The 19,119-nt window shown below is 44.9% G+C and carries 17 protein-coding genes; all 17 read left to right on the top strand.

Going from position 1 to position 19,119, the window contains the following annotated elements; genetic code table 11:
* Window positions 1–72: 72 nt before the first annotated feature.
* Complete coding sequence (locus E0Z06_RS09960; protein WP_243695489.1) at window positions 73–2,823, top strand: SLBB domain-containing protein; 2,751 nt, start codon at window positions 73–75, stop codon at window positions 2,821–2,823.
* Between the two features lie 14 nt (window positions 2,824–2,837).
* On the top strand, window positions 2,838–3,752 hold the full coding sequence (locus E0Z06_RS09955; RefSeq protein WP_132584261.1) for a Wzz/FepE/Etk N-terminal domain-containing protein: 915 nt from the start codon (window positions 2,838–2,840) through the stop codon (window positions 3,750–3,752).
* 51 nt (window positions 3,753–3,803) lie between these two features.
* Window positions 3,804–4,886, top strand: a complete 1,083-nt coding sequence (gene rfbB / locus E0Z06_RS09950; protein WP_132584259.1) for a dTDP-glucose 4,6-dehydratase — start codon at window positions 3,804–3,806, stop codon at window positions 4,884–4,886.
* Window positions 4,883–5,755 carry a glucose-1-phosphate thymidylyltransferase RfbA gene (gene rfbA, locus E0Z06_RS09945; protein WP_132584257.1) on the top strand — a complete coding sequence of 291 codons (873 nt, stop codon included), beginning with the start codon at window positions 4,883–4,885 and terminating at the stop codon, window positions 5,753–5,755. The genes rfbB and rfbA overlap by 4 nt, the downstream gene beginning before the upstream one ends.
* Window positions 5,752–6,291, top strand: a complete 540-nt coding sequence (rfbC, locus tag E0Z06_RS09940; protein ID WP_132584255.1) for a dTDP-4-dehydrorhamnose 3,5-epimerase — start codon at window positions 5,752–5,754, stop codon at window positions 6,289–6,291. Before rfbA ends, rfbC begins: the two co-directional genes overlap by 4 nt.
* Window positions 6,288–7,145, top strand: coding sequence for a dTDP-4-dehydrorhamnose reductase (rfbD, locus tag E0Z06_RS09935; protein ID WP_132584253.1), 858 nt, complete (start codon window positions 6,288–6,290; stop codon window positions 7,143–7,145). Before rfbC ends, rfbD begins: the two co-directional genes overlap by 4 nt.
* A gap of 8 nt (window positions 7,146–7,153) precedes the next feature.
* A complete protein-coding gene (locus tag E0Z06_RS09930) occupies window positions 7,154–8,578 on the top strand; it encodes an oligosaccharide flippase family protein (RefSeq protein ID WP_132584251.1) in 1,425 nt (474 codons plus the stop codon).
* On the top strand, window positions 8,571–9,473 hold the full coding sequence (locus tag E0Z06_RS09925; protein WP_165907392.1) for a glycosyltransferase family 2 protein: 903 nt from the start codon (window positions 8,571–8,573) through the stop codon (window positions 9,471–9,473). The genes E0Z06_RS09930 and E0Z06_RS09925 overlap by 8 nt, the downstream gene beginning before the upstream one ends.
* The gene (locus tag E0Z06_RS09920) at window positions 9,466–10,701 is read left to right on the top strand and encodes a hypothetical protein (RefSeq protein WP_132584247.1); all 1,236 of its coding nucleotides are present in this window, start codon (window positions 9,466–9,468) and stop codon (window positions 10,699–10,701) included. Before E0Z06_RS09925 ends, E0Z06_RS09920 begins: the two co-directional genes overlap by 8 nt.
* Window positions 10,667–11,680, top strand: a complete 1,014-nt coding sequence (locus E0Z06_RS09915) for a glycosyltransferase (RefSeq protein WP_132584245.1) — start codon at window positions 10,667–10,669, stop codon at window positions 11,678–11,680. The genes E0Z06_RS09920 and E0Z06_RS09915 overlap by 35 nt, the downstream gene beginning before the upstream one ends.
* Entirely contained in the window at window positions 11,677–12,798 is a 1,122-nt protein-coding gene (locus E0Z06_RS09910) for a glycosyltransferase (protein WP_132584243.1), read from the top strand. The genes E0Z06_RS09915 and E0Z06_RS09910 overlap by 4 nt, the downstream gene beginning before the upstream one ends.
* A 48-nt stretch (window positions 12,799–12,846) precedes the next feature.
* Window positions 12,847–14,772, top strand: coding sequence for an asparagine synthase (glutamine-hydrolyzing) (asnB, locus tag E0Z06_RS09905; protein ID WP_132584241.1), 1,926 nt, complete (start codon window positions 12,847–12,849; stop codon window positions 14,770–14,772).
* Window positions 14,772–15,908 (top strand): glycosyltransferase family 4 protein, encoded by a 1,137-nt coding sequence (locus E0Z06_RS09900; protein ID WP_132584239.1) that lies wholly within the window; start codon window positions 14,772–14,774, stop codon window positions 15,906–15,908. Before asnB ends, E0Z06_RS09900 begins: the two co-directional genes overlap by 1 nt.
* Window positions 15,909–16,868 (top strand): NAD-dependent epimerase/dehydratase family protein, encoded by a 960-nt coding sequence (locus E0Z06_RS09895; protein WP_132584237.1) that lies wholly within the window; start codon window positions 15,909–15,911, stop codon window positions 16,866–16,868.
* Window positions 16,869–16,889: 21 nt separating this feature from the next.
* Entirely contained in the window at window positions 16,890–18,005 is a 1,116-nt protein-coding gene (locus E0Z06_RS09890; RefSeq protein WP_132584235.1) for a glycosyltransferase family 4 protein, read from the top strand.
* Window positions 18,006–18,143: 138 nt separating this feature from the next.
* Window positions 18,144–18,431: a nucleotidyltransferase domain-containing protein gene (locus tag E0Z06_RS09885; protein ID WP_132584233.1), complete on the top strand. Its 288-nt coding sequence runs from the start codon at window positions 18,144–18,146 to the stop codon at window positions 18,429–18,431.
* Between the two features lie 130 nt (window positions 18,432–18,561).
* The gene (locus tag E0Z06_RS09880) at window positions 18,562–19,116 is read left to right on the top strand and encodes a sugar transferase (RefSeq protein WP_132584231.1); all 555 of its coding nucleotides are present in this window, start codon (window positions 18,562–18,564) and stop codon (window positions 19,114–19,116) included.
* Window positions 19,117–19,119 lie beyond the last annotated feature (3 nt).

The raw sequence follows: 19,119 nt of genomic DNA, 5'->3' as shown, positions 1-19,119 counted from the left end.
GCGGCTGCAATGAAATACATACATTGTTGTAATGTGTAGCAAGGTAGTTGACATATAAATTCGGAGTGACGAGTGGTTAAATTTGTTAGATTGTTAGCATTTTTTGGGTTATTTACCATACCTTTATTTGCTATAGCGCAAACGGTTACTCCGGCAATGCTAGAGCAATTTAAACAATTACCTAAAGCCCAACAAGAGCAGTTGGCTAAGCAGTATGGCATAAATTTAAATGATCTTGGCTTAGCGGGTAGCGCGGTATCAGACAGCACGCCCGCCGACACTGAAACACAAGATCGACAACAGCGTAGGAAACAGCAACAGTTCGAACAAAAGAAAAAAGACGATGATACTAAGCCTAAACGCTTTGGTATGAATATGTTTGATGAAGCCAGTTCAGTATTTGCACCGGCAAAAAATTTGCCGGTGCCGGACAATTATATTTTAGGGCCGGGTGACAAACTGTTACTGCAACTGTTTGGCAAACTAAACCGCGATGTACAGGCTGAAGTAAACCGCGATGGCGCAGTAAGTATTGCCGAGATGGGCGCTGTACAGGTATCAGGTTTACGTTACGCCGAAGCGAAACAGCTGATTATTGAACGGGTACGGCAGCAGTTGCTCGGCACTGATGTAGCCGTCAGCATGGGAACACTGCGGACCATCAACGTATTAATAGCGGGTGAAGCCAAATACCCTGGTTCTTATAATTTGCCCGCACTTAGCTCAGTGACACAAGCGCTTTACGCCGCCGGTGGGGTAAGTGATATTGGTAGTCTGCGGCAGATTTCGGTACAGCGCGCCGGTAAAAGTGTTGCAACCTTTGACTTGTATGCATTGCTGTTAAAAGGCGATGCCAGAAACAACCTGCATTTAAAAGACGGCGATGTGATTTTTATCGCCCCAGTCAGTGCTATTGCAGAAGTAGCAGGCGAAGTACACCGGCCTGCGCTGTACGAAGTGGCTGCAGATGATTCACTACTGGACCTGCTGAACATGGCAGGCGGTGCCAAGCCCGGGGCTTACCCGCAGCAAGCAGTATTGCAACGTTTTAACGATCAGCATCTGCGCGATTACCTCAGTGTTGACTTAACCGATAAAGCACAACAACAGATTAAAGCCCGCGCCGGTGATGTGCTCAGAGTCGGCGCCACTTCACCACAAATCAGAAATTCAGTAACACTGGCCGGCGCTGTGGCCCGTCCTGGGGTGCATGCCTGGCGTCAGGGCCTGCACCTGACAGACTTACTGGGTTCAAGATGGTCAGATTTACAGCGTACTGCAGATCTGAACTACGGTATTGTGCTGCGCGAAGTGAATACACTGGGTGATGTTGAGGTGCTGCAGTTCCGTCTTGCAGATGCCATAGCACAGCCTGACAGTAGCGAAAATATTGCATTGCAGGCCCGCGATACCGTTATTGTATTTCACAATGCGCTGCAAACTTATCAGCGCTCTGCGCTTAACAAGTATCTGCGCGATGCGCTGGAAAAACGGTTTGATATTGCAGTAGAACTGCGCTGGTTAAATCAGCTGGACTTAGCCGAAGAAGGCTTTCGTTTGTTGTCTGAACAGGATCTGCTGACCGAAGAGCGTTTAGCGCAAGACATTAAAGAGTTAAAAAATACCGGTTCGCGTTTATTTCCGGAAGATATTGCCAAGCCCGATCAGCAAAAAGCGCTGAAAGAAAACTTCAGCTATTTACTACAGCATGTACTGGACGACCCGGAATTAATACAGCTGACGCCACATTTAACCCGTACAGAGCTATTGTATCCGGTATTAGAAAAACTGCGTTTGCAGGCGCGTAATGGTGCTGAACCTTTGTTAGTGAGCGTGAGCGGCGAAGTATTGGTAGAGGGCGAGTATCCACTGGCGAAAAACGGTGATGTGCGTGATTTAATTGATGCTGCAGGTGGTCTGAAAGACTCTGCTTTTCTGCGTCGTGCCGAATTATCGCGAGCCACTGCCCGCGCCGACGTAAACCGTGGCCTGTATGTTGAACACTCTACAGTCGATTTAGCGGCCATACTCACTGGCGGACAAAGCTTGCCGCTTAACAGCCGTGATCGGTTAAATGTGTTCCCGGTGCCAGAGTGGAACCTGGATCGCACCATAGAACTCAGCGGCGAAGTGCGCTTCCCCGGAGTGTATTCTATTCAGCAAGGCGAAATGTTATCAGACGTCATTAAACGTGCTGGTGGCGTAACGTCTAACGCTTTCGTAGATGGCCCTTTATTCACCCGCGAGCAAATCCGTGAGCGTGAAGCGCAGCAACTGAAAAAGCTGACTGAGCAGCTACGTTCGGATATCGCGGCAAAATCCTTATCCAGTGAAACGGTACGGATTTCACCGGAAGATGCGATAACCATGATCAATGAGATTGAAAAGGTAAAACCGGTCGGGCGTCTGGTGGTCAATCTGCCGCTGATTATGGCCGGTGATCCGTCAGCCGATTTACCGGTAGAAGATGGCGACAAACTGCATATTCCACGGGTAAACAACACTATCTCTATTGTCGGTGAAGTACAGCACCCCAGTAGCCACCGTTTTGCCACTGACCTGATGCTGGACGACTACCTGAAACTGGCCGGTGGTTTTCGCAAACGGGCTGATAAAGACCGGGTCTATGTTATTCGTGCCGACGGCTCAGTTATGGTACCGGAAAGTAACTGGTTTAGTGTTAGCAAAAACAACCTGAAGGCCGGCGATACCATAGTGGCGCCACTGGATACCGAATATAGAGATAATCTGAGCCTGTGGACTCAGGTAACACAAATTTTCTATCAGAGTGCGGTGGCTTTAGCAGCGCTGAACAATTTCTAAATTGGTAGGTTTGCATGAATTCGAATTACGATTTACACGGCCAGCCATCTGAGATCACTTTAGAGCAGCTTTTTGCCGTTATCTGGCGTGGCAAGTGGTTTATTATGGCCTGTGTCATCTTTTGTTCAGCTGTAGCCGTGTGGTATGCGTTAAAACTGCCTAATGTCTATAAAGCAGAAGCTGTCTTGGCACCCGTGACTGAAGAGTCAGGTTTGAAAATTCCCGGACAGTTAGGCGGTTTGGCTGCCCTGGCCGGGGTTAATCTCGGCTCTTCAGGCAGTAAAAATACCGCCTTAGCGATAGAAGTATTAAAATCTCGTGGTTTTCTAATGCGCTTTATTGAGAAGCACGATTTGTATGTGCCTGTAATTGCAGCTAAAGGTTGGGACAGAGCCAGTAACACCCTTGTTATTGATGAAGAGCTCTATGACAGTGCTAAAGCGACCTGGGTACGCAAGCCTAAGCCGTTTCAAAACATCAAACCTTCAGCATTAGAAGTGCATAAAGAGCTGCGCAAGAAATTTACGGTCAATCAGGAAAAAGCCAGCGGTATGGTTAAAATTTCGCTTGAACATTATTCTGCAGTTCTGGCTACAGAGTGGTTGATGCAGATAGTGAAAGATCTTAATGATGACATCCGCATACGTAATGTTACTGAAGCCGAATCAAGCATTGCTTTTTTGCAACAGCAGCTTAAGACGACAGATATAGCAGACGTGCGTACTATGTTGTATTCGCTGATTGAAGAACAAACTAAAACCCTTATGTTGGCCAATGTCCGGGACGAGTATGTACTTAAGGTAGTTGATCCAGCCGTGGTGCCAGAAGAAAAGTCAGGTCCAATGCGAGCATTAACAGTTGTTTTAGCGGCTTTTCTGGGCGCAATACTTGCTATTTTAATAGTGTTTTTAGCTCTGCGACGTCGCTGACTAGCAGCTTTTCACCGGGCATACGGTGTTAGTGGAAATACGGTACTCTAAATGAAGATTCTTATAACCGGTGGCGCCGGCTTTATCGGCTCAGCAGTCGTACGTCATATAATCGAACACACTAAAGCCAGTGTGATCAATGTAGATAAACTTACTTACGCCGGTAACTTGGCTTCTGTTGCCTATGTAGCCGATAATGCGCGCTACTGCTTTGAACAAGTCGATATTTGTAACCGTGCTGAATTAGATCGGGTGTTTGCCACGCATCAGCCCGATGTGGTGATGCACCTTGCGGCAGAAAGCCATGTTGACCGCTCAATAGACGGCCCGGCTGCCTTTATCGAAACTAATATCGTCGGCACTTACACCTTGCTTGAGGTAGCGCGCAGCTACTGGAACGGCCTGGATGCAGTGCGTAAAGCCGCATTTCGCTTCCACCATATTTCTACCGATGAAGTATTCGGTGATTTGCACGGTACTGATGACTTATTTACCGAAACCACGCCCTATGCACCCAGTAGCCCGTATTCGGCCAGTAAGGCCAGCTCAGATCATTTAGTGCGCGCCTGGCACCGTACTTATGGCTTACCCGTGCTGGTAACGAATTGCTCTAATAATTACGGCCCTTATCATTTTCCGGAAAAGCTGATCCCGCTGATGATATTAAACGCATTAGCCGGTAACCCCTTGCCGGTATATGGCAAGGGTAACCAGATCCGTGACTGGCTTTACGTAGAAGATCATGCCCGGGCGTTATACAAGGTGGTAACCGAGGGCAAGGTTGGCGAAACCTATAATATTGGCGGCCACAACGAAAAGCAAAATATTGACGTCGTGCACGCCATTTGCGAGCTAATGGACGAGCTGGCACCAATGCATCAGCGTGGTTATCCAGTTAACACTAAACACTCATCACTTATCACTTACGTCAAAGACCGCCCCGGCCACGATCTACGCTACGCCATAGACGCCAGCAAAATTGCGCATGAACTTGGCTGGAGGCCGCAAGAAACCTTCGACAGCGGTCTGCGTAAAACGGTGCAATGGTTTTTAGTAAGTAAAGCCTGGTGGCAGCCAGTACTGGATGGTAGCTACACCATGGAGCGTTTAGGGCAGGAGAACTCAGAAAAATGAAAGGCATTATTTTAGCTGGCGGCTCAGGTACCCGGCTACACCCAATTACACTTGGAGTGTCTAAGCAGTTATTACCGGTTTACGATAAGCCAATGATTTATTATCCGCTGTCGGTGTTAATGCTGGCTGGTATCCGCGATATTTTAATTATTACTACAGCTGAAGATCAGGCAGCGTTTCAGCGCTTGCTGGGGGACGGTACCGACTTTGGTATTGCGCTGAGTTATGCTGTGCAGCCGAGTCCGGATGGGCTGGCGCAGGCGTTTATTATTGGTGAAACCTTCATTGGTAATGACAGTGTCTGCCTGGTGCTGGGTGACAATATCTTTTACGGCCAGCATTTTTCAGAGAAATTACTTGATGCAGCAAGACAATCAGCTGGTGCAACAATTTTTGGTTACCATGTGACAGATCCTGAACGTTTTGGCGTGGTTGAATTTGACCAACAAGGGAAAGTGCTGTCGATAGTCGAAAAACCAAAAGTGCCCAAATCCCATTATGCAGTCACTGGCCTGTATTTTTATGATAACGACGTTGCAACCATCGCTAAAACTATTCAACCGTCAGCCAGAGGTGAGTTAGAGATCACCGATGTTAACAATGTATATTTACACAATAATAAACTTCGAGTCAGCTTACTCGGCCGTGGATTCGCCTGGCTTGATACCGGTACACATGATTCGTTAATTGAAGCCGGCCAGTTTGTTCAAACCATTGAACAAAGGCAGGGCCTGAAAGTAGCCTGTCTGGAAGAAATTGCCTTCAGGCAGGGCTGGTTAAGTGCTGCAATGTTAATGAAACGCTACGAGCAACTGTCGAAAACAGGTTATGGACTTTACCTGAAAAAAGTTGCAGAAGGTTATAAATGAACGTAATACAAACTACTTTAAAAGATTGTGTCATTATTGAACCCAAAGTATTTGGTGATGAGCGTGGTTTTTTTCTGGAAAGTTTCCAGGTTAAACGCTATCAGGAGCTTGCAGGTATCAGTGCTGCCTTTGTGCAGGATAATCATTCCCGATCTACTAAAGGCGTGCTGCGTGGCTTACACTTTCAAAAAAGCAAACCGCAGGGCAAGTTAGTTCGTGTTGTCCGGGGAGAAGTGTTCGATGTCGCCGTAGATTTACGGCCAGACTCACCCTCGTTTGGACAATGGTTCGGCGTCTATTTATCAGAACAAAATGCCCGGCAATTCTGGGTGCCACCAGGCTTTGCACATGGTTTTCAGGTAACGTCAGACAGTGCAGACTTTGAGTATAAATGCACCGAGTATTACTACCCGGCGGATGAAGCTTGTATTCGTTGGGATGATCAGACATTGAATATTGTCTGGCCATTACAGCAATCTGTCTTGTCGGCAAAAGACGCTGCAGCGCCGACGTTTGCTGAGTTATTCAAAAAATGAAGATATTGATATTAGGTGGTAGTGGTCAGTTAGGTAACTGCCTGAAGCGTGAACTTGGGCTAGGCGGTATACAATATGTCGCCCCACCACGTGCTGAGCTTGATTTAAGTTGTACGGCAGATTTCTCTGGCATCATTAAGCAATATGCTGTAGATGCCGTAGTTAATGCTGCGGCTTATACCGCAGTAGATAAAGCTGAACAAGATGCCGATATGGCATTTAAGCTGAATGCAACCCTACCAGAGCAGTTGGCAGTGGCATGCCAGCAATTTGGCTTGCCGCTATATCATGTTTCCACCGACTACGTATTTGATGGCTTGGCCTGCCGGCCCTATTGTGAAAGTGCCAGCGTAGCACCAGTGTCTGTTTATGGTAAAAGCAAGCTAGCCGGAGAAATGGCGGTATTAAAACATTGCGAAAAAGGCGCGATAATTCGTACCAGTTGGTTATATAGCGAGTTTGGGCAGAATTTTGTTAAAACCATCCTGCGCTTAGCGCAATCTAAACCTGAATTGGCTGTAGTGGCCGATCAGGTGGGGGCACCCACTTATGCCGGTGATTTAGCCCAGGCGATAGTACAGATATTGTTAACTACAAAGCATAGTGCGCCAGCAATCGACGTGTATCACTTTGCTAACCAGGGCGTGGCCAGTTGGTATGATTTTGCCTGGCACATTCTGCAGCGCAGGCAAATTGCTGTACCTTTAAAACCTATCACCACTGAAGACTATCCTACACCGGCTCAACGTCCAGCATATAGTGTGCTAAATAGTACCAGGATCAGCCAGCGTTTTGCCGTTAAAAACAGACACTGGCTGGAAGCTTTGGCACCTGTCTTAGATAAATTACTCTAAGCGCATCTATGCTTATTAAGCACAGCATTCTTTATTTTATAGCCCGCTTGTTGCCGGCTATGGTAACGCTAATGGCGCTGTCAGTGTACACGCGAATGCTCTCTCCGGCAGAGTATGGCCGTTACTCGCTGACTGTTGTGGTAGCGATGGGGATTAATGCGATTGTTTTCCAATGGATAAACCTCGCGCTTGGGCGGTTTTTACCAGAATGCGAATCGTCGGATCTAAAACAGCGCTGGATTTCAACGGCGGTATTCAGCTGGTTAGGTTTATCCGGCGTTATGCTGACTGCTGTATGGCTATTACCATTGCATGATTGGTTGCCGCAGTTTGCCATAGTGTTTTCTATGTTGGGTATTGTGGCTGTGGCACAAGCCTGGTTTGAACTGGCCCTTCGTTTTGACAATATTGCTTTACGTCCAATGCGCTATGGCATGAGCTCATTAATTAAGAGTGTGATAGCGCTTGGCCTGGGCTATGTTGCATTGATATCCGGACAAGGTGTAAAGGGTGTATTGCTGGCATTGGCATTGGCACTGGTTATCAGTAGTGTGTTGCAGAAAGAATATTGGTCTGCAGCGAAGCTAACCCATTACGATCCAGTGCTGTTACGGAAAATGAGCGCTTATGGTTTGCCACTGACACTTACCTTTCTGATGACCTTTGTCATAGATGTGTGTGGCCGGCTATTTCTTAGTAGCTACCATGGTCCGGATGCCGTTGGTGTATTCTCAGTGGCGTATGAGTTTGTACAATATATAGTCGGCACTTTGTTGGCGGTGGTTCATCTGGCTGCATTCCCACTGGTTTTACGGCTACTTAACAGCACCGCAGAACAACAGCTACAGCGCCAGCTTCGCTATAATTTTGAGCTAGTGCTGGCGGTATCTGCAGCTGTTTGTGCCGGGTTGGTGCTGTGCAGCACAGAAATTGTTACCCTGCTGCTAGGTGCAGAATACCGCGAAGGTGCAATAGCTATAATGCCTTGGGTGGCTTTGGCACTTTTTCTTAGCGTGTTAAAGTCGTTTTACTTTGACTATGCCTTTCAGCTTGGTAAAAACACCATGTTGCAGTTACTGACTGTAATCGTTGGTGCCGGGGTAACGTTAATCGCATGTTTTGTGCTTGTGCCAGGCTTAGGCATTAAGGGCGCAGCACTGGCCAGCGTTGCGGGTTTTGGCTGTGCATTGCTTGCTAGTATGTATCTCGGGCCAAAAGTGTTTAGCATGCCCTCACTTGGTAGCGGTAGTATGCTAAAAGTCGCAGTGGCAGTAATCGGAATGCTTATCACCGTGAGTGTAGTGCCAGATTTTCCTGCGCTGGCAGCGCTAACCATCAAAGTTTTGCTGGGTGGGCTGGTATTTTCCGGAATGTTGTTGCTGACTAACTATATGGGTGTACGTCAGCGTTTAAAGGAGCGTTATTTTGTTTGACCAGTCGCAATTACAGCATAAACCTTTTATCACAGTTTTTACACCTACCTATAACAGAGCTTATTCACTTGGCGACGTATATGAGAGTTTGTGCGCGCAATCCATGCAGAATTTTGAGTGGGTTATTGTTGATGATGGTTCAGCAGACAATACAACAGACTTAGTGCAAAGCTGGATAGACGAAAATCGTATTAGCATTCGTTACGCTAAAAAGGTTAATGGCGGAAAACACACCGCTATTAATCTGGGTGTGGAGATGGCGCAGGGAGAATGGTTTTTAATATTTGACTCAGATGATAAATGCACGCCGAACACGATAGAGCGATTTTATCAGCTATGCCAGACGCTAAGTGCTGCAGAACTTTCTGCTATTTCTACTATTTCTGTACGCTCCGTTACCGACAGTGGTACTAATGTTGGTCCAGAATATGCGTTTAAACAAAAAATTGTCAGTTCGCCTTCCGAACAGCTCATGCTGCGAAGCCAGGCTGAGCGGTGGGGTATCAACAAAACAGCATTAATGCGCGATAATCTGTTCCCAGTGTTTCCTGGAGAGCGCTTTGTCCCGGAAAGTCTGATTTGGAATAGATTGTCGTTACACTACTCGACTCTTTTTGTTAATGAAGGCTTGCGCATTTTTACTCCCAGAGAGGATGGGCTGACTGCGTCAATGTTGAAAATACGTGTTAATAGCCCAAACGGCGCTGCACTGGTTTATAAAGAAATGCTACTGCTGGAGCTTGGTTACTGGGATCGATATAAAGCATTAATTAACTACTTTCGCTTCGAATCACGTGCAAAAGGAATTAGTTTGTCCTGGGTAATAAATCCATTGGCTTGGTTAGGTGTATTGTTACGACTGGCCGATAGCGTGAGGCTAAAGATTGGTGAATAAAGAAACTCAGTTCAAGACTAGCACAGGTTTTACGTGGTTTTTAATTGCCAGTCTGTTGGTATCATTGTATTTTCCGTCTTCAATAGGCGGGAGTATAATCGAGCAGCTATCATTGCTGGGTAATTCTTTAGCCCTTTTTTTGCTGCTTCTTGGTGTGTTTTTTTGTAAAGTGCCTCTAGGCTCAGAGCGCGTAGTGCTGGGCTTGATTTTTATAATAGCAATTTCTCTTCTTTCTTTCTTATCTCCTTTTTCTGAAGTGACTCTGGGGGCTGTGGTTCCTTATGTTACTCTTTTTATTATAGTCAGTGTTTCATATAAAAATGTATATCTATCTAGGCGTCAGCTTTTATTCCTATTCTTGTTTGCAATTTTTCAGTTGATTGTCGCATTTATGATAGTTTTCTCAGTGTCCTGGGTGAAGGCTGTCTTTGAAAGTTTTTATCAGATGGTTCCAGATTTGTATTATTATATGATTGGTTGGGAGAATAAGCCTGTTATTACTTATGCCACACACTCTGTTGCAGGTTTCGTTTTTTTTGTTTTTTCGTTGGTTTTTCTTGTTCTGTATTACGAGGTTAAAGGTTCTTTTTCTCGATTTGCTTTTTTGTTAATTAGCATTCTTTACAGTTCTTTGTTGGTCTTTATCTTCTCTAATACAGGTCTTTTTCTTTTTGTCGGTATGTTGTTTTTTTATTTTTATTTTTCTATGAAAAAATCTGGGGTTGTTTTTAGGTTTTTCTTATCTTTCTTTGTTGTTTCTTGTTTTATTTATGTTTTCATTAATTACTCTGATATTATTTCTCTGGCTTATGAAAAAATACTCGAGGTTCTTACCAGTGAACACAATGGTATACTTGCCAGGTTAAGTATGAATAGTCGGCTCGCTGGTAGTTATACTTATGTTTTTGACAACCCCCTGCAAGGCGTTGGATTTACATATAACGCTAATATTGCATTTGGTGATAATTTCATTTCAGAATATGTATTGCGCGGTGGGTTTGCAAGTTACTTTATATATCTCGTGTTAGTCTTGTTTTTTTGCTTTAGTAATGTTTCTAGCAAGATGATGGCCTCAATGCTTTTTGCATTTATATTGATATCTGATTTTGGTTATCCACTGCTTGTCGCTTACAGGTTTGTTTTCTTCTTTCCAATAATGATAATTATTATGAATTATATTTACAGAGAATTTCATGACAAAGAACATTTGCGCACACACACAAGGTGAATTCTCGCCAAGTACCCGGTTTCGGCTTTTACAATACTTGCCTGCTTTTGAAAAAGCTGGTTACCAGGTAAGTTTGAATCATGCAAAGGTATCTGCTTTCCCGCCTGCGCAGACCTTTAAGAGGCCTGCATGGTTGGCATCAGAGCTAGTCCATCGCGCTAAACAGCTATTGAATAATGAAAGTCATTTTCACTTTATACAGCGTGAAATGATATCGACTTTACCAACATTTGAACCCTTTGTGAAAGGTGTAAAGTTATTTGATGTTGATGATGCTATCTTTCTAAATAGGAAGGGTTTTGCTGCAAAAAAAATTGCAGAACATGTCGATGCTGTTATATGCGGCAATGAGTTTTTAGCAGATTATTTTTCTAAGTACAATTCTCAAATTCATATAGTCCCCACTGCTGTTGATAACTCTCGATTCGTTCCATCCATGTTAAAGGGCTCTAAAAATTATATTGGCTGGTCAGGTAGCTCAAGTGGTTTTGTTTTTTTGTATGCTATTCAGGAGCAGTTAAACGGATTTTTAAAGCGCCATCCTGACTACAAACTACTTATTTGTTCGGATAGAAAACCCGATTTTACTAGTATTCCTGAATGTAAAATTGAATATCGTAAATGGTCTGTAGCTACCGAAGTAGCTGATATCCAGGATATGGCAATTGGTATTATGCCACTCGATAGTAATCCGTGGAGCCTGGGAAAATGCAGTTATAAAATGCTGCTTTACATGGCTTGTGGTGTGCCTTGCGTTGTGTCTTCGATAGGTAATAATAATGAAGTGTTAGCTAAAGGACGCGTGGGGGTTGGTGTTGATAATCCGCTAGATTGGGCTACCACTCTGCATGAATTGGTTATGCAGCCGATGTTAATGGATTTAATGGCAAAAACTGGCCCTCAAGTAATTGATGCACATTATTCGGTTACATCTGTTTCTACTCAGTTAATTGATATTTTTGCTAAGTATTATCAATGAAAGTCTGTCATGTAATCACTTCTCTCGATATTGGTGGTGCTGAGCTGGTGCTTTACCGGCTATTGTCTGCGCAGCGTGATAATGTCGCCGATGTTTCTGTTATAACCTTGCGTCCAGAGGGGGCTTTAGCCGCTAAGCTCCGTGATGCTGGTTTTCAGGTGTATTCGCTCAATGTCAGTGGGCTTTTTTCGTTAGCATCTGCAGTGATTAAACTGGTTAAGCTACTTCAGGTTATCAAACCTGAGGTTGTACAAAGCTGGTTGTATCATGCCGACTTTATTGCATCGTTAAGTTCGTTCTGGTTAAAAGACATTCGCTATGTCTGGGGTATTCACACTTGCCAATTGCCCAAGGGTAATCCTGCAACCTGGCTGATTATGAAATGCTGTGCATTTTTATCGCACCGCGTGCCAGATAAAATAGTGTGTGTGGCCAAGGCAGCGCAGCAATTACATGTGCGCAGCGGTTATGCAGCGAACAAAATTAGCGTTATCCCTAATGGGTTTGCGGTCTCTGAGTATGCGCCTGAGCCAGGCTTACGACAGGCTTTACGCCGGGAACTGCAATTGCCGTCGTCAGCTGTCATTGTCGGAATAATAGCCCGTTGGCATGCTGATAAAGGCCAGGACCTGATGCTTGAGGCAATAAAACATGTCCAGATAGCCAATCCGGACGTTATTTTCTTATTCGTTGGCAGAGGTTGTGATGCAGATAACACGGCTATGGAACAGTTGGTAAAAGCTTGTCCGTATCCGGAAAAAATACTTGCTCTTGGTGAGCGTTCAGATATTCCCGCTTTGCTCAATACTATCGATGTGTTTTGTATGCCATCCCGCACTGAGGCATTTCCGCTGGCTTTAGGCGAGGCGATGTGTGCAGCTTTGCCTGTTGTGGCAACCAATGTTGGCGACGTAGAATATATGACGGGTAATTTGGTTACATTAGCAAAACCCGCTGACAGTGCGTCGTTGGCTGAGTGTTTGTCGGGTATACTCGCTAACTCTGCAGAATACCGTGCCCAGTTAGGGCAAAATTTACATAAACGGGTGTCTGAACACTTTTCTATAGAGCAAATGGTTAAGCGTTATCAGCAATTGTACAGTAGTTTACAAAACTGATGTTTACCGGCCAGTAATGCCCGTTGCAGTTATAAAGGAATTTTAATAATGTGTGGATTTGCCGGAGTCGTAGCACCCGACGGTAATCTGTTGTCGCAGCAACTAGTCGCCATGGCTGATGCTATCACACATCGTGGCCCGGATAGCGCGGGCTATTGGACCAGTGAAGATAATACAGTGGGTCTGACGCACCGTCGTCTGGCTATCGTTGACTTGTCAGAGGCCGGCCATCAACCTATGGCATCTGGCTCTGGCCGTTATATGCTGGCCTACAACGGTGAAGTGTATAACCATCAGGCATTACGTAACGAGCTGGAGCAAATTAGTCCGCGGCAGTGGCGTGGCCACTCGGATACAGAAACGCTGTTAGCCGCGATAGAGCAGTGGGGCCTTAGGCTTACTTTGCAAAAAGCTACCGGCATGTTTGCACTGGCACTTTGGGACAGCCACATTAAGCAGTTGCAGCTGGCCCGTGATCGCTTTGGCGAAAAACCGTTATATTACGGCTGGCAACAAGGTTGCTTCTTATTCGGTTCACAGTTAAACGCGCTGCGCGCACACCCGGCTTTTGCCCCAGAAATTAACCGCGATGCTATCGCATTATTGCTACGGCATAACTATATACCCGCGCCGTACTCGATTTATCAGCAGATCTATAAACTGTTGCCCGGCACTATACTGACACTGAGCGCTGATCAGCAGCTGCACACTGACAGCTATTGGTCGGTACGCGAAGCCATGGCGCAAGCTGCAGCTAACCCTGATAATGCGCCGGCGCAGCAGCAAGTTGCCGCGCTAGAACAGACGCTTAAACAGGCCGTTGCCGGGCAAATGGTCGCCGATGTGCCGTTGGGCGCCTTTTTATCCGGCGGCGTTGATTCGTCGCTTATTGTCGCTTTAATGCAGGCACAGTCGGCCAAGCCGGTTAAAACGTTTTCAATCGGCTTTGATGATCCACGTTTTAACGAAGCTGAATTTGCTAAAGCGGTAGCAAAGCATTTGGGTACTGAACATACCGAGTTGTATGTTACGGCAGAGGATGCCCTGGCTGTGGTGCCTAAACTGGCTGAAATATACGATGAGCCGTTTTCAGACTCGTCACAAATTCCGACTTTTTTGGTGTCCCAAATTGCCCAGCAGCACGTTACGGTGTCGCTGTCAGGCGATGCCGGTGATGAGTTGTTTTGTGGTTACAACCGCTACCTGCTAACGGCCCGCTTGTGGCATAAGCTTAACCGGGTGCCGGTGTTACTGCGTAAAATGCTCGCTGGCGTGATGACAGCAATACCGGTTAAAGGCTGGAATGCGCTGGGTAAAATATTGCCCTTACGCGCTCGGCTAAGTAATTTAGGCGATAAGTTACATAAAGCAGCGGCTGTATTGGCCTGTCGTGATGCCGAACATTTGTACCTGGGGCTGGTGTCACACTGGCAAAACCCTGAGCAGGTTGTGCTTGGCAGTAAAGAGCCGTTAACGGTGCTGACTGATCCGCAACGCAAAGCCTGTTTTACCGACCCTATTTTGCAAATGATGGCGCAGGATACCTTAAGCTATTTACCGGATGATATTCTGGTAAAAGTGGATCGCGCAGCGATGGCGGTATCACTGGAAACCCGGGTGCCGTTTCTCGATCATCAGGTGCTGGAGCATGCCTGGCGTTTACCCAAGGCTGTCAAGCTCAACAATGGCCAGTCTAAGTGGTGTTTGCGGCAGATTTTGTACAAATATGTACCGAAAGATTTAATTGAACGGCCGAAAATGGGCTTTGCCGTACCCTTAGACGCCTGGTTACGTGGGCCACTACAGCAGTGGGCAGAAGGCTTATTGGCTGAGGAACGCCTTAGCCGTGAAGGCTTTTTTGATGTCGCCACCGTGCGCACTATGTGGCAGGAGCATCTGTCAGGAAAACGTAACTGGCAATATCAGCTTTGGGACATTCTTATGTTTCAGGCCTGGTATCAGAGATACCACTAATGCAGAAAAAGTTATTATTTGTTGTCAACGTTGATTGGTTTTTTGTTTCTCACTGGCTACCTTTAGCAAGAGCAGCCAAATGTGCGGGCTATGAAGTACATGTGGCGACTAATGTCAGCGAAAAAGCTGACGTTATGTCTGACGAGGGTTTTATTTGTCATGATTTAGCAATAGATCGAAGTGGGACTAATCCGCTTATTGAGCTATTATCCGCAATTGCTATTTTCCGGCTAATGAAGAAAGTGAAACCTGATGCTGTTCATTTGATGACAATTAAGCCGGTCATCTACGGTGGAATAGCGGCAAGACTCGCTAATGTACCCGCAGTTGTTGTTAGTATAACAGGCTTAGGTTTTGTATTTATTAGCAAAAAACTTAAAGTTAGGCTGTTGCGTTATGTAGTAGTGCAGCTATACAAAACGGTGTTTCGGCATAAAAATGTTTTTGCTACTTTTGAAAACGAATCAGACAAAACTTATTTTTTGTTAAAAAAAATTGTTATGCCTAAACAAGTGCAAGTTGTGCATGGCGCTGGCGTTGATTTAAGAAAATTTAGTTATACCACGGAACCTGAAAATAAAACTGTTGTAACCTTTGCAGCTAGATTATTAAAAGACAAAGGATTTTTTGAATTTGTGGCTGCAGCCAGAATGCTGCGTTCGTCTCATGGTGATACTATAGAGTTCTGGGTTGTAGGTTTACCTGACCTGGTCAATCCAGCATCTGTGTCTCAGCAAGAAATTGATAAATTGACTACAGAAAATGTGGTGACATTTCTGGGGTTTCGGCAGGATATGGCCGACATTTTATCGAGAAGTAATATTGTTGTGTTGCCATCATACCGCGAAGGGTTACCTAAGGTGCTGATGGAAGCTGCTGCTTGTGGCAGAGCAATAGTGACAACCGATGTGCCGGGGTGTCGCCATGTTATCTTACCAGGGACAACGGGTTTGCTAGTCCCACCAGGTCAGACGACTGCCTTGGCTGGTGCAATAGCAAAGCTTGCTGAAGACCCCACGCTACGGCTGCAGTTTGGTAAGCGAGGTAGAATACTGGCTGAGCAGCGATTCGATGTGGATAAAATTTCAGCCGATTATCTTTTTATGTATCATAAACTTTTAAGCAGAACAGTCTGAATGAAAAATATATTAGTTACCGGAGCAAGTGGTTTTATAGGCAATAAACTGGTTGAACAACTCCTGGCTTCAGGCTTATACAACTTGACAGTAGTATCAAGATCTCGTGTTAATAACTTTCCCTCCGGTGTAAGTCTTATCCATATCGAGTCGATAGAAAAAACAACAGACTGGTCTTTAGCACTTAAAGAAATTGATGTTGTTATACACTGCGCAGCCAGAGTGCATGCGGTTAATGACAACCACAATGAAGCGCTTAAACAATTTAGAGCTGTAAATGTTGATGCAACAATGGCTTTAGCGAGTCAGTCGCTAGCAAGTAATGTTAAACGATTTATCTTTATCAGTTCTATTGGCGTTAATGGCATAAATAATACTAAACCTTTTACGGTAGCTGATGAACCTAACCCGGCTGAAGACTATGCTATTTCAAAGTTCGAAGCTGAAATGGGATTGAAGCAGTTGCTTGAAGGAACAAACACTGAGTTTGTTATTGTAAGGCCGCCTCTAGTTTATGGACTTAACGCCAAAGGTAATTTTGGACATCTGTTTAAGCTCGCTCAAAAGCGAATACCGTTGCCGCTAGGCGCAATTTACAATAAACGTAGTTTGGTATCTTTGGATAACCTCGTTGATTTAATTCGCATTTGTATTTCTCATCCTAAAGCAAAAAATCAAACTTTTATGGTCAGTGATGATCATGATGTTTCGACCACAGATTTGGTGAGGCTCGTCGCTCAGGCAAGTGGAAAAGGCGCGATGTTACTCCCAATACCAGTGTGGTGTTTAAAGTTTATTGCTTCGTGTTTTGGTAGAAAAAATATGGCAACGAAATTGTGTGATTCGCTGCAGGTCGACATAACACATACCAAGCAATTATTAGGTTGGTCACCGCCACTTACTATAGAGCAGGGTATTGCTCGGTGTTTTGAACAAAAAAGCAACACTAAAGAAGTCTAGATTCTAGGTCGGGTTTTATATATGTCTAAAGCGTTATTTATCGTAAATCGTCCCGATTATTTTTTATCACACCGAGTTGCGTTAGCAAAAAACCTGGCACAAGCCGGGTATGAAATTCATATCGCTTCTGTGAATCATGAATCAACGGTGCATCTGCGTGAGCTAGGCTACCAATTTCATTTTGTTGATATCGAGCGTGGCCGGACAAATCCGTTCAAAGAGCTTATTGGCTTGTTTAATTTATTCAAGCTTATTAAGCAGCTTAAGCCGGACATAGTGCACTGTATTACCGTGAAGCCTGTTCTGTATGGCGGCTTAGCGGCAAGGTTATTAAATATTCGTAAGGTTGTGGTAGCAATTGCAGGTTTGGGTTCCGTGTTTACTACAGACAGCGTTAAAAATAGTGTACTCAGATTTATATCTATCCGGTTTTATAAACTGGCTCTTGGTAACCCTAAGCTCACAGCAATTTTTCAGAACGAACATGACAGAGCCTTTTTTGTCGAACGAAAAATTATTCCTAAAGCTAGAACTAAACTGATTAGAGGTTCTGGTGTTGATCTAACCAAGTTTTCGCTGTCAGCTTTACCCACTACAGACAAAAAAGTGGTGCTGCTAACGGCGAGATTACTCAAAGAGAAAGGCGTATCTGAGTTTTTACAGGCGGCTCAGTTGGTGCTGCAGCAAAGAACCGATGTTGAGTTCTGGTTAGCTGGGGATATTGATCCTGCGAATCCTTCTTCGTTGACAACAAAAGAAGTTTCTCAATGGTCGAAAATTGACGGTATAACATTTTTGGGATTTCAGAAAGACGTTTATAGCGTGCTAAAAGCATCAACTATCGTTGTGCTACCTTCTTACCGCGAAGGCTTCCCAAAGGCGTTGATAGAGGCTGCGGCTGTTGGTCGGGCGATTATTACAACCGAAGTACCGGGTTGCGAAGATGCGGTGATTAACAACAAAACAGGTTTTCTTGTCCCAGTTAAACAGGTTAAACCTTTAGTAGAGAAAATTAACTATTTACTGAATCACTACGACAAATGTGTAGAATTTGGTCAGCAAGGACGTATTTATGCTGAAAACAACTTTGATATAGATTTTGTCGTGAAGGCTCATCAGGACATTTACATGTCGTAGCTCCAATATTACGCTTTGCTGTGTAGCTGCTATCGCACACTGTTTCACTGCAATGCGTTGAGTGTTTGTCAGACAAAGGCTACTGGCTAAAAGTGTGATAGCTGGGTAAACTTTTGCTTATTGTTGCCAGGAGAGTGTATGCGACTGTCTGAGTTTGAAAAAACAGTTATTTTCAAAGCGATAACAGCAGAAGATGCTAATGCAAGGGTATTTTTGTTCGGCTCACGTACGGATGATGCCGCCCGTGGCGGAGACATTGACTTGTTGGTGTTATCTAACGGCTTTGACAAAAAACAACAGCGCGCAGCCCGTTGGCATATCGTGGAGCAATTGGGTGAGCAAAAAATAGATATTGTCACCAGTGTCGATGGTTCAGAACCTTTTGTGAAAATGATCCGGCAAACAGCCGAGGAGATAACGGTATGAACAGGCTAAGCTTGGTTGAGTATTTACAACAATGTCTCGCTCAGCTAATTATGCAGTTTAATGAATATACCGCTGATATTGTCGAATAAAGAGCGAATTATCAGTATTTAGTTTTTAGTTTAGAGGTTGTATGTTAATTCGGCTGTTAGATATATTTTTTGCCCTTTGTGGCCTGGTGTTTGGTTTTCCGGTATTGCTTATTCTTACCGTTATCGGCTTATTTGATACCGGCTCACCCATTTTTTGTCAGGTGCGGGTAGGGCGTAATAAAAAGCCTTTTACTTTAGTAAAGTTTCGCACCATGAAACCCGATACGGCGCATGTTGCTAGCCATTTAGCCAACGCCAGCGCAATTACGCCATTCGGTGGCTTTTTGCGTAGAACCAAATTAGATGAGTTACCGCAGTTATGGAATGTACTATGCGGTGATATGAGCCTAGTCGGCCCGCGGCCGAGTTTGTTTAATCAACAAGAATTAATAGCCGAGCGCGAACAGCGCGGCGTGCTAAAAGCCCGCCCAGGCATAACCGGTTTAGCACAGGTAAACGACATTGATATGTCTACGCCAGAGTTACTCGCGCAAACTGATGCGCGTATGCTGGCATCGCTTAACATAGCCAACTACTTTAAATACATTATTATGACAGTGTCAGGCAAAGGTAGTGGCGATAGAGTAAAAAGATGACTC

Source organism: Rheinheimera sp. D18, from assembly GCF_004345025.1.
In the GTDB taxonomy this organism is placed as follows: domain Bacteria; phylum Pseudomonadota; class Gammaproteobacteria; order Enterobacterales; family Alteromonadaceae; genus Alishewanella; species Alishewanella metallidurans.
Note: the sequence above shows the minus strand (reverse complement) of the source record. Positions and strands in the feature narration are given on the sequence as shown.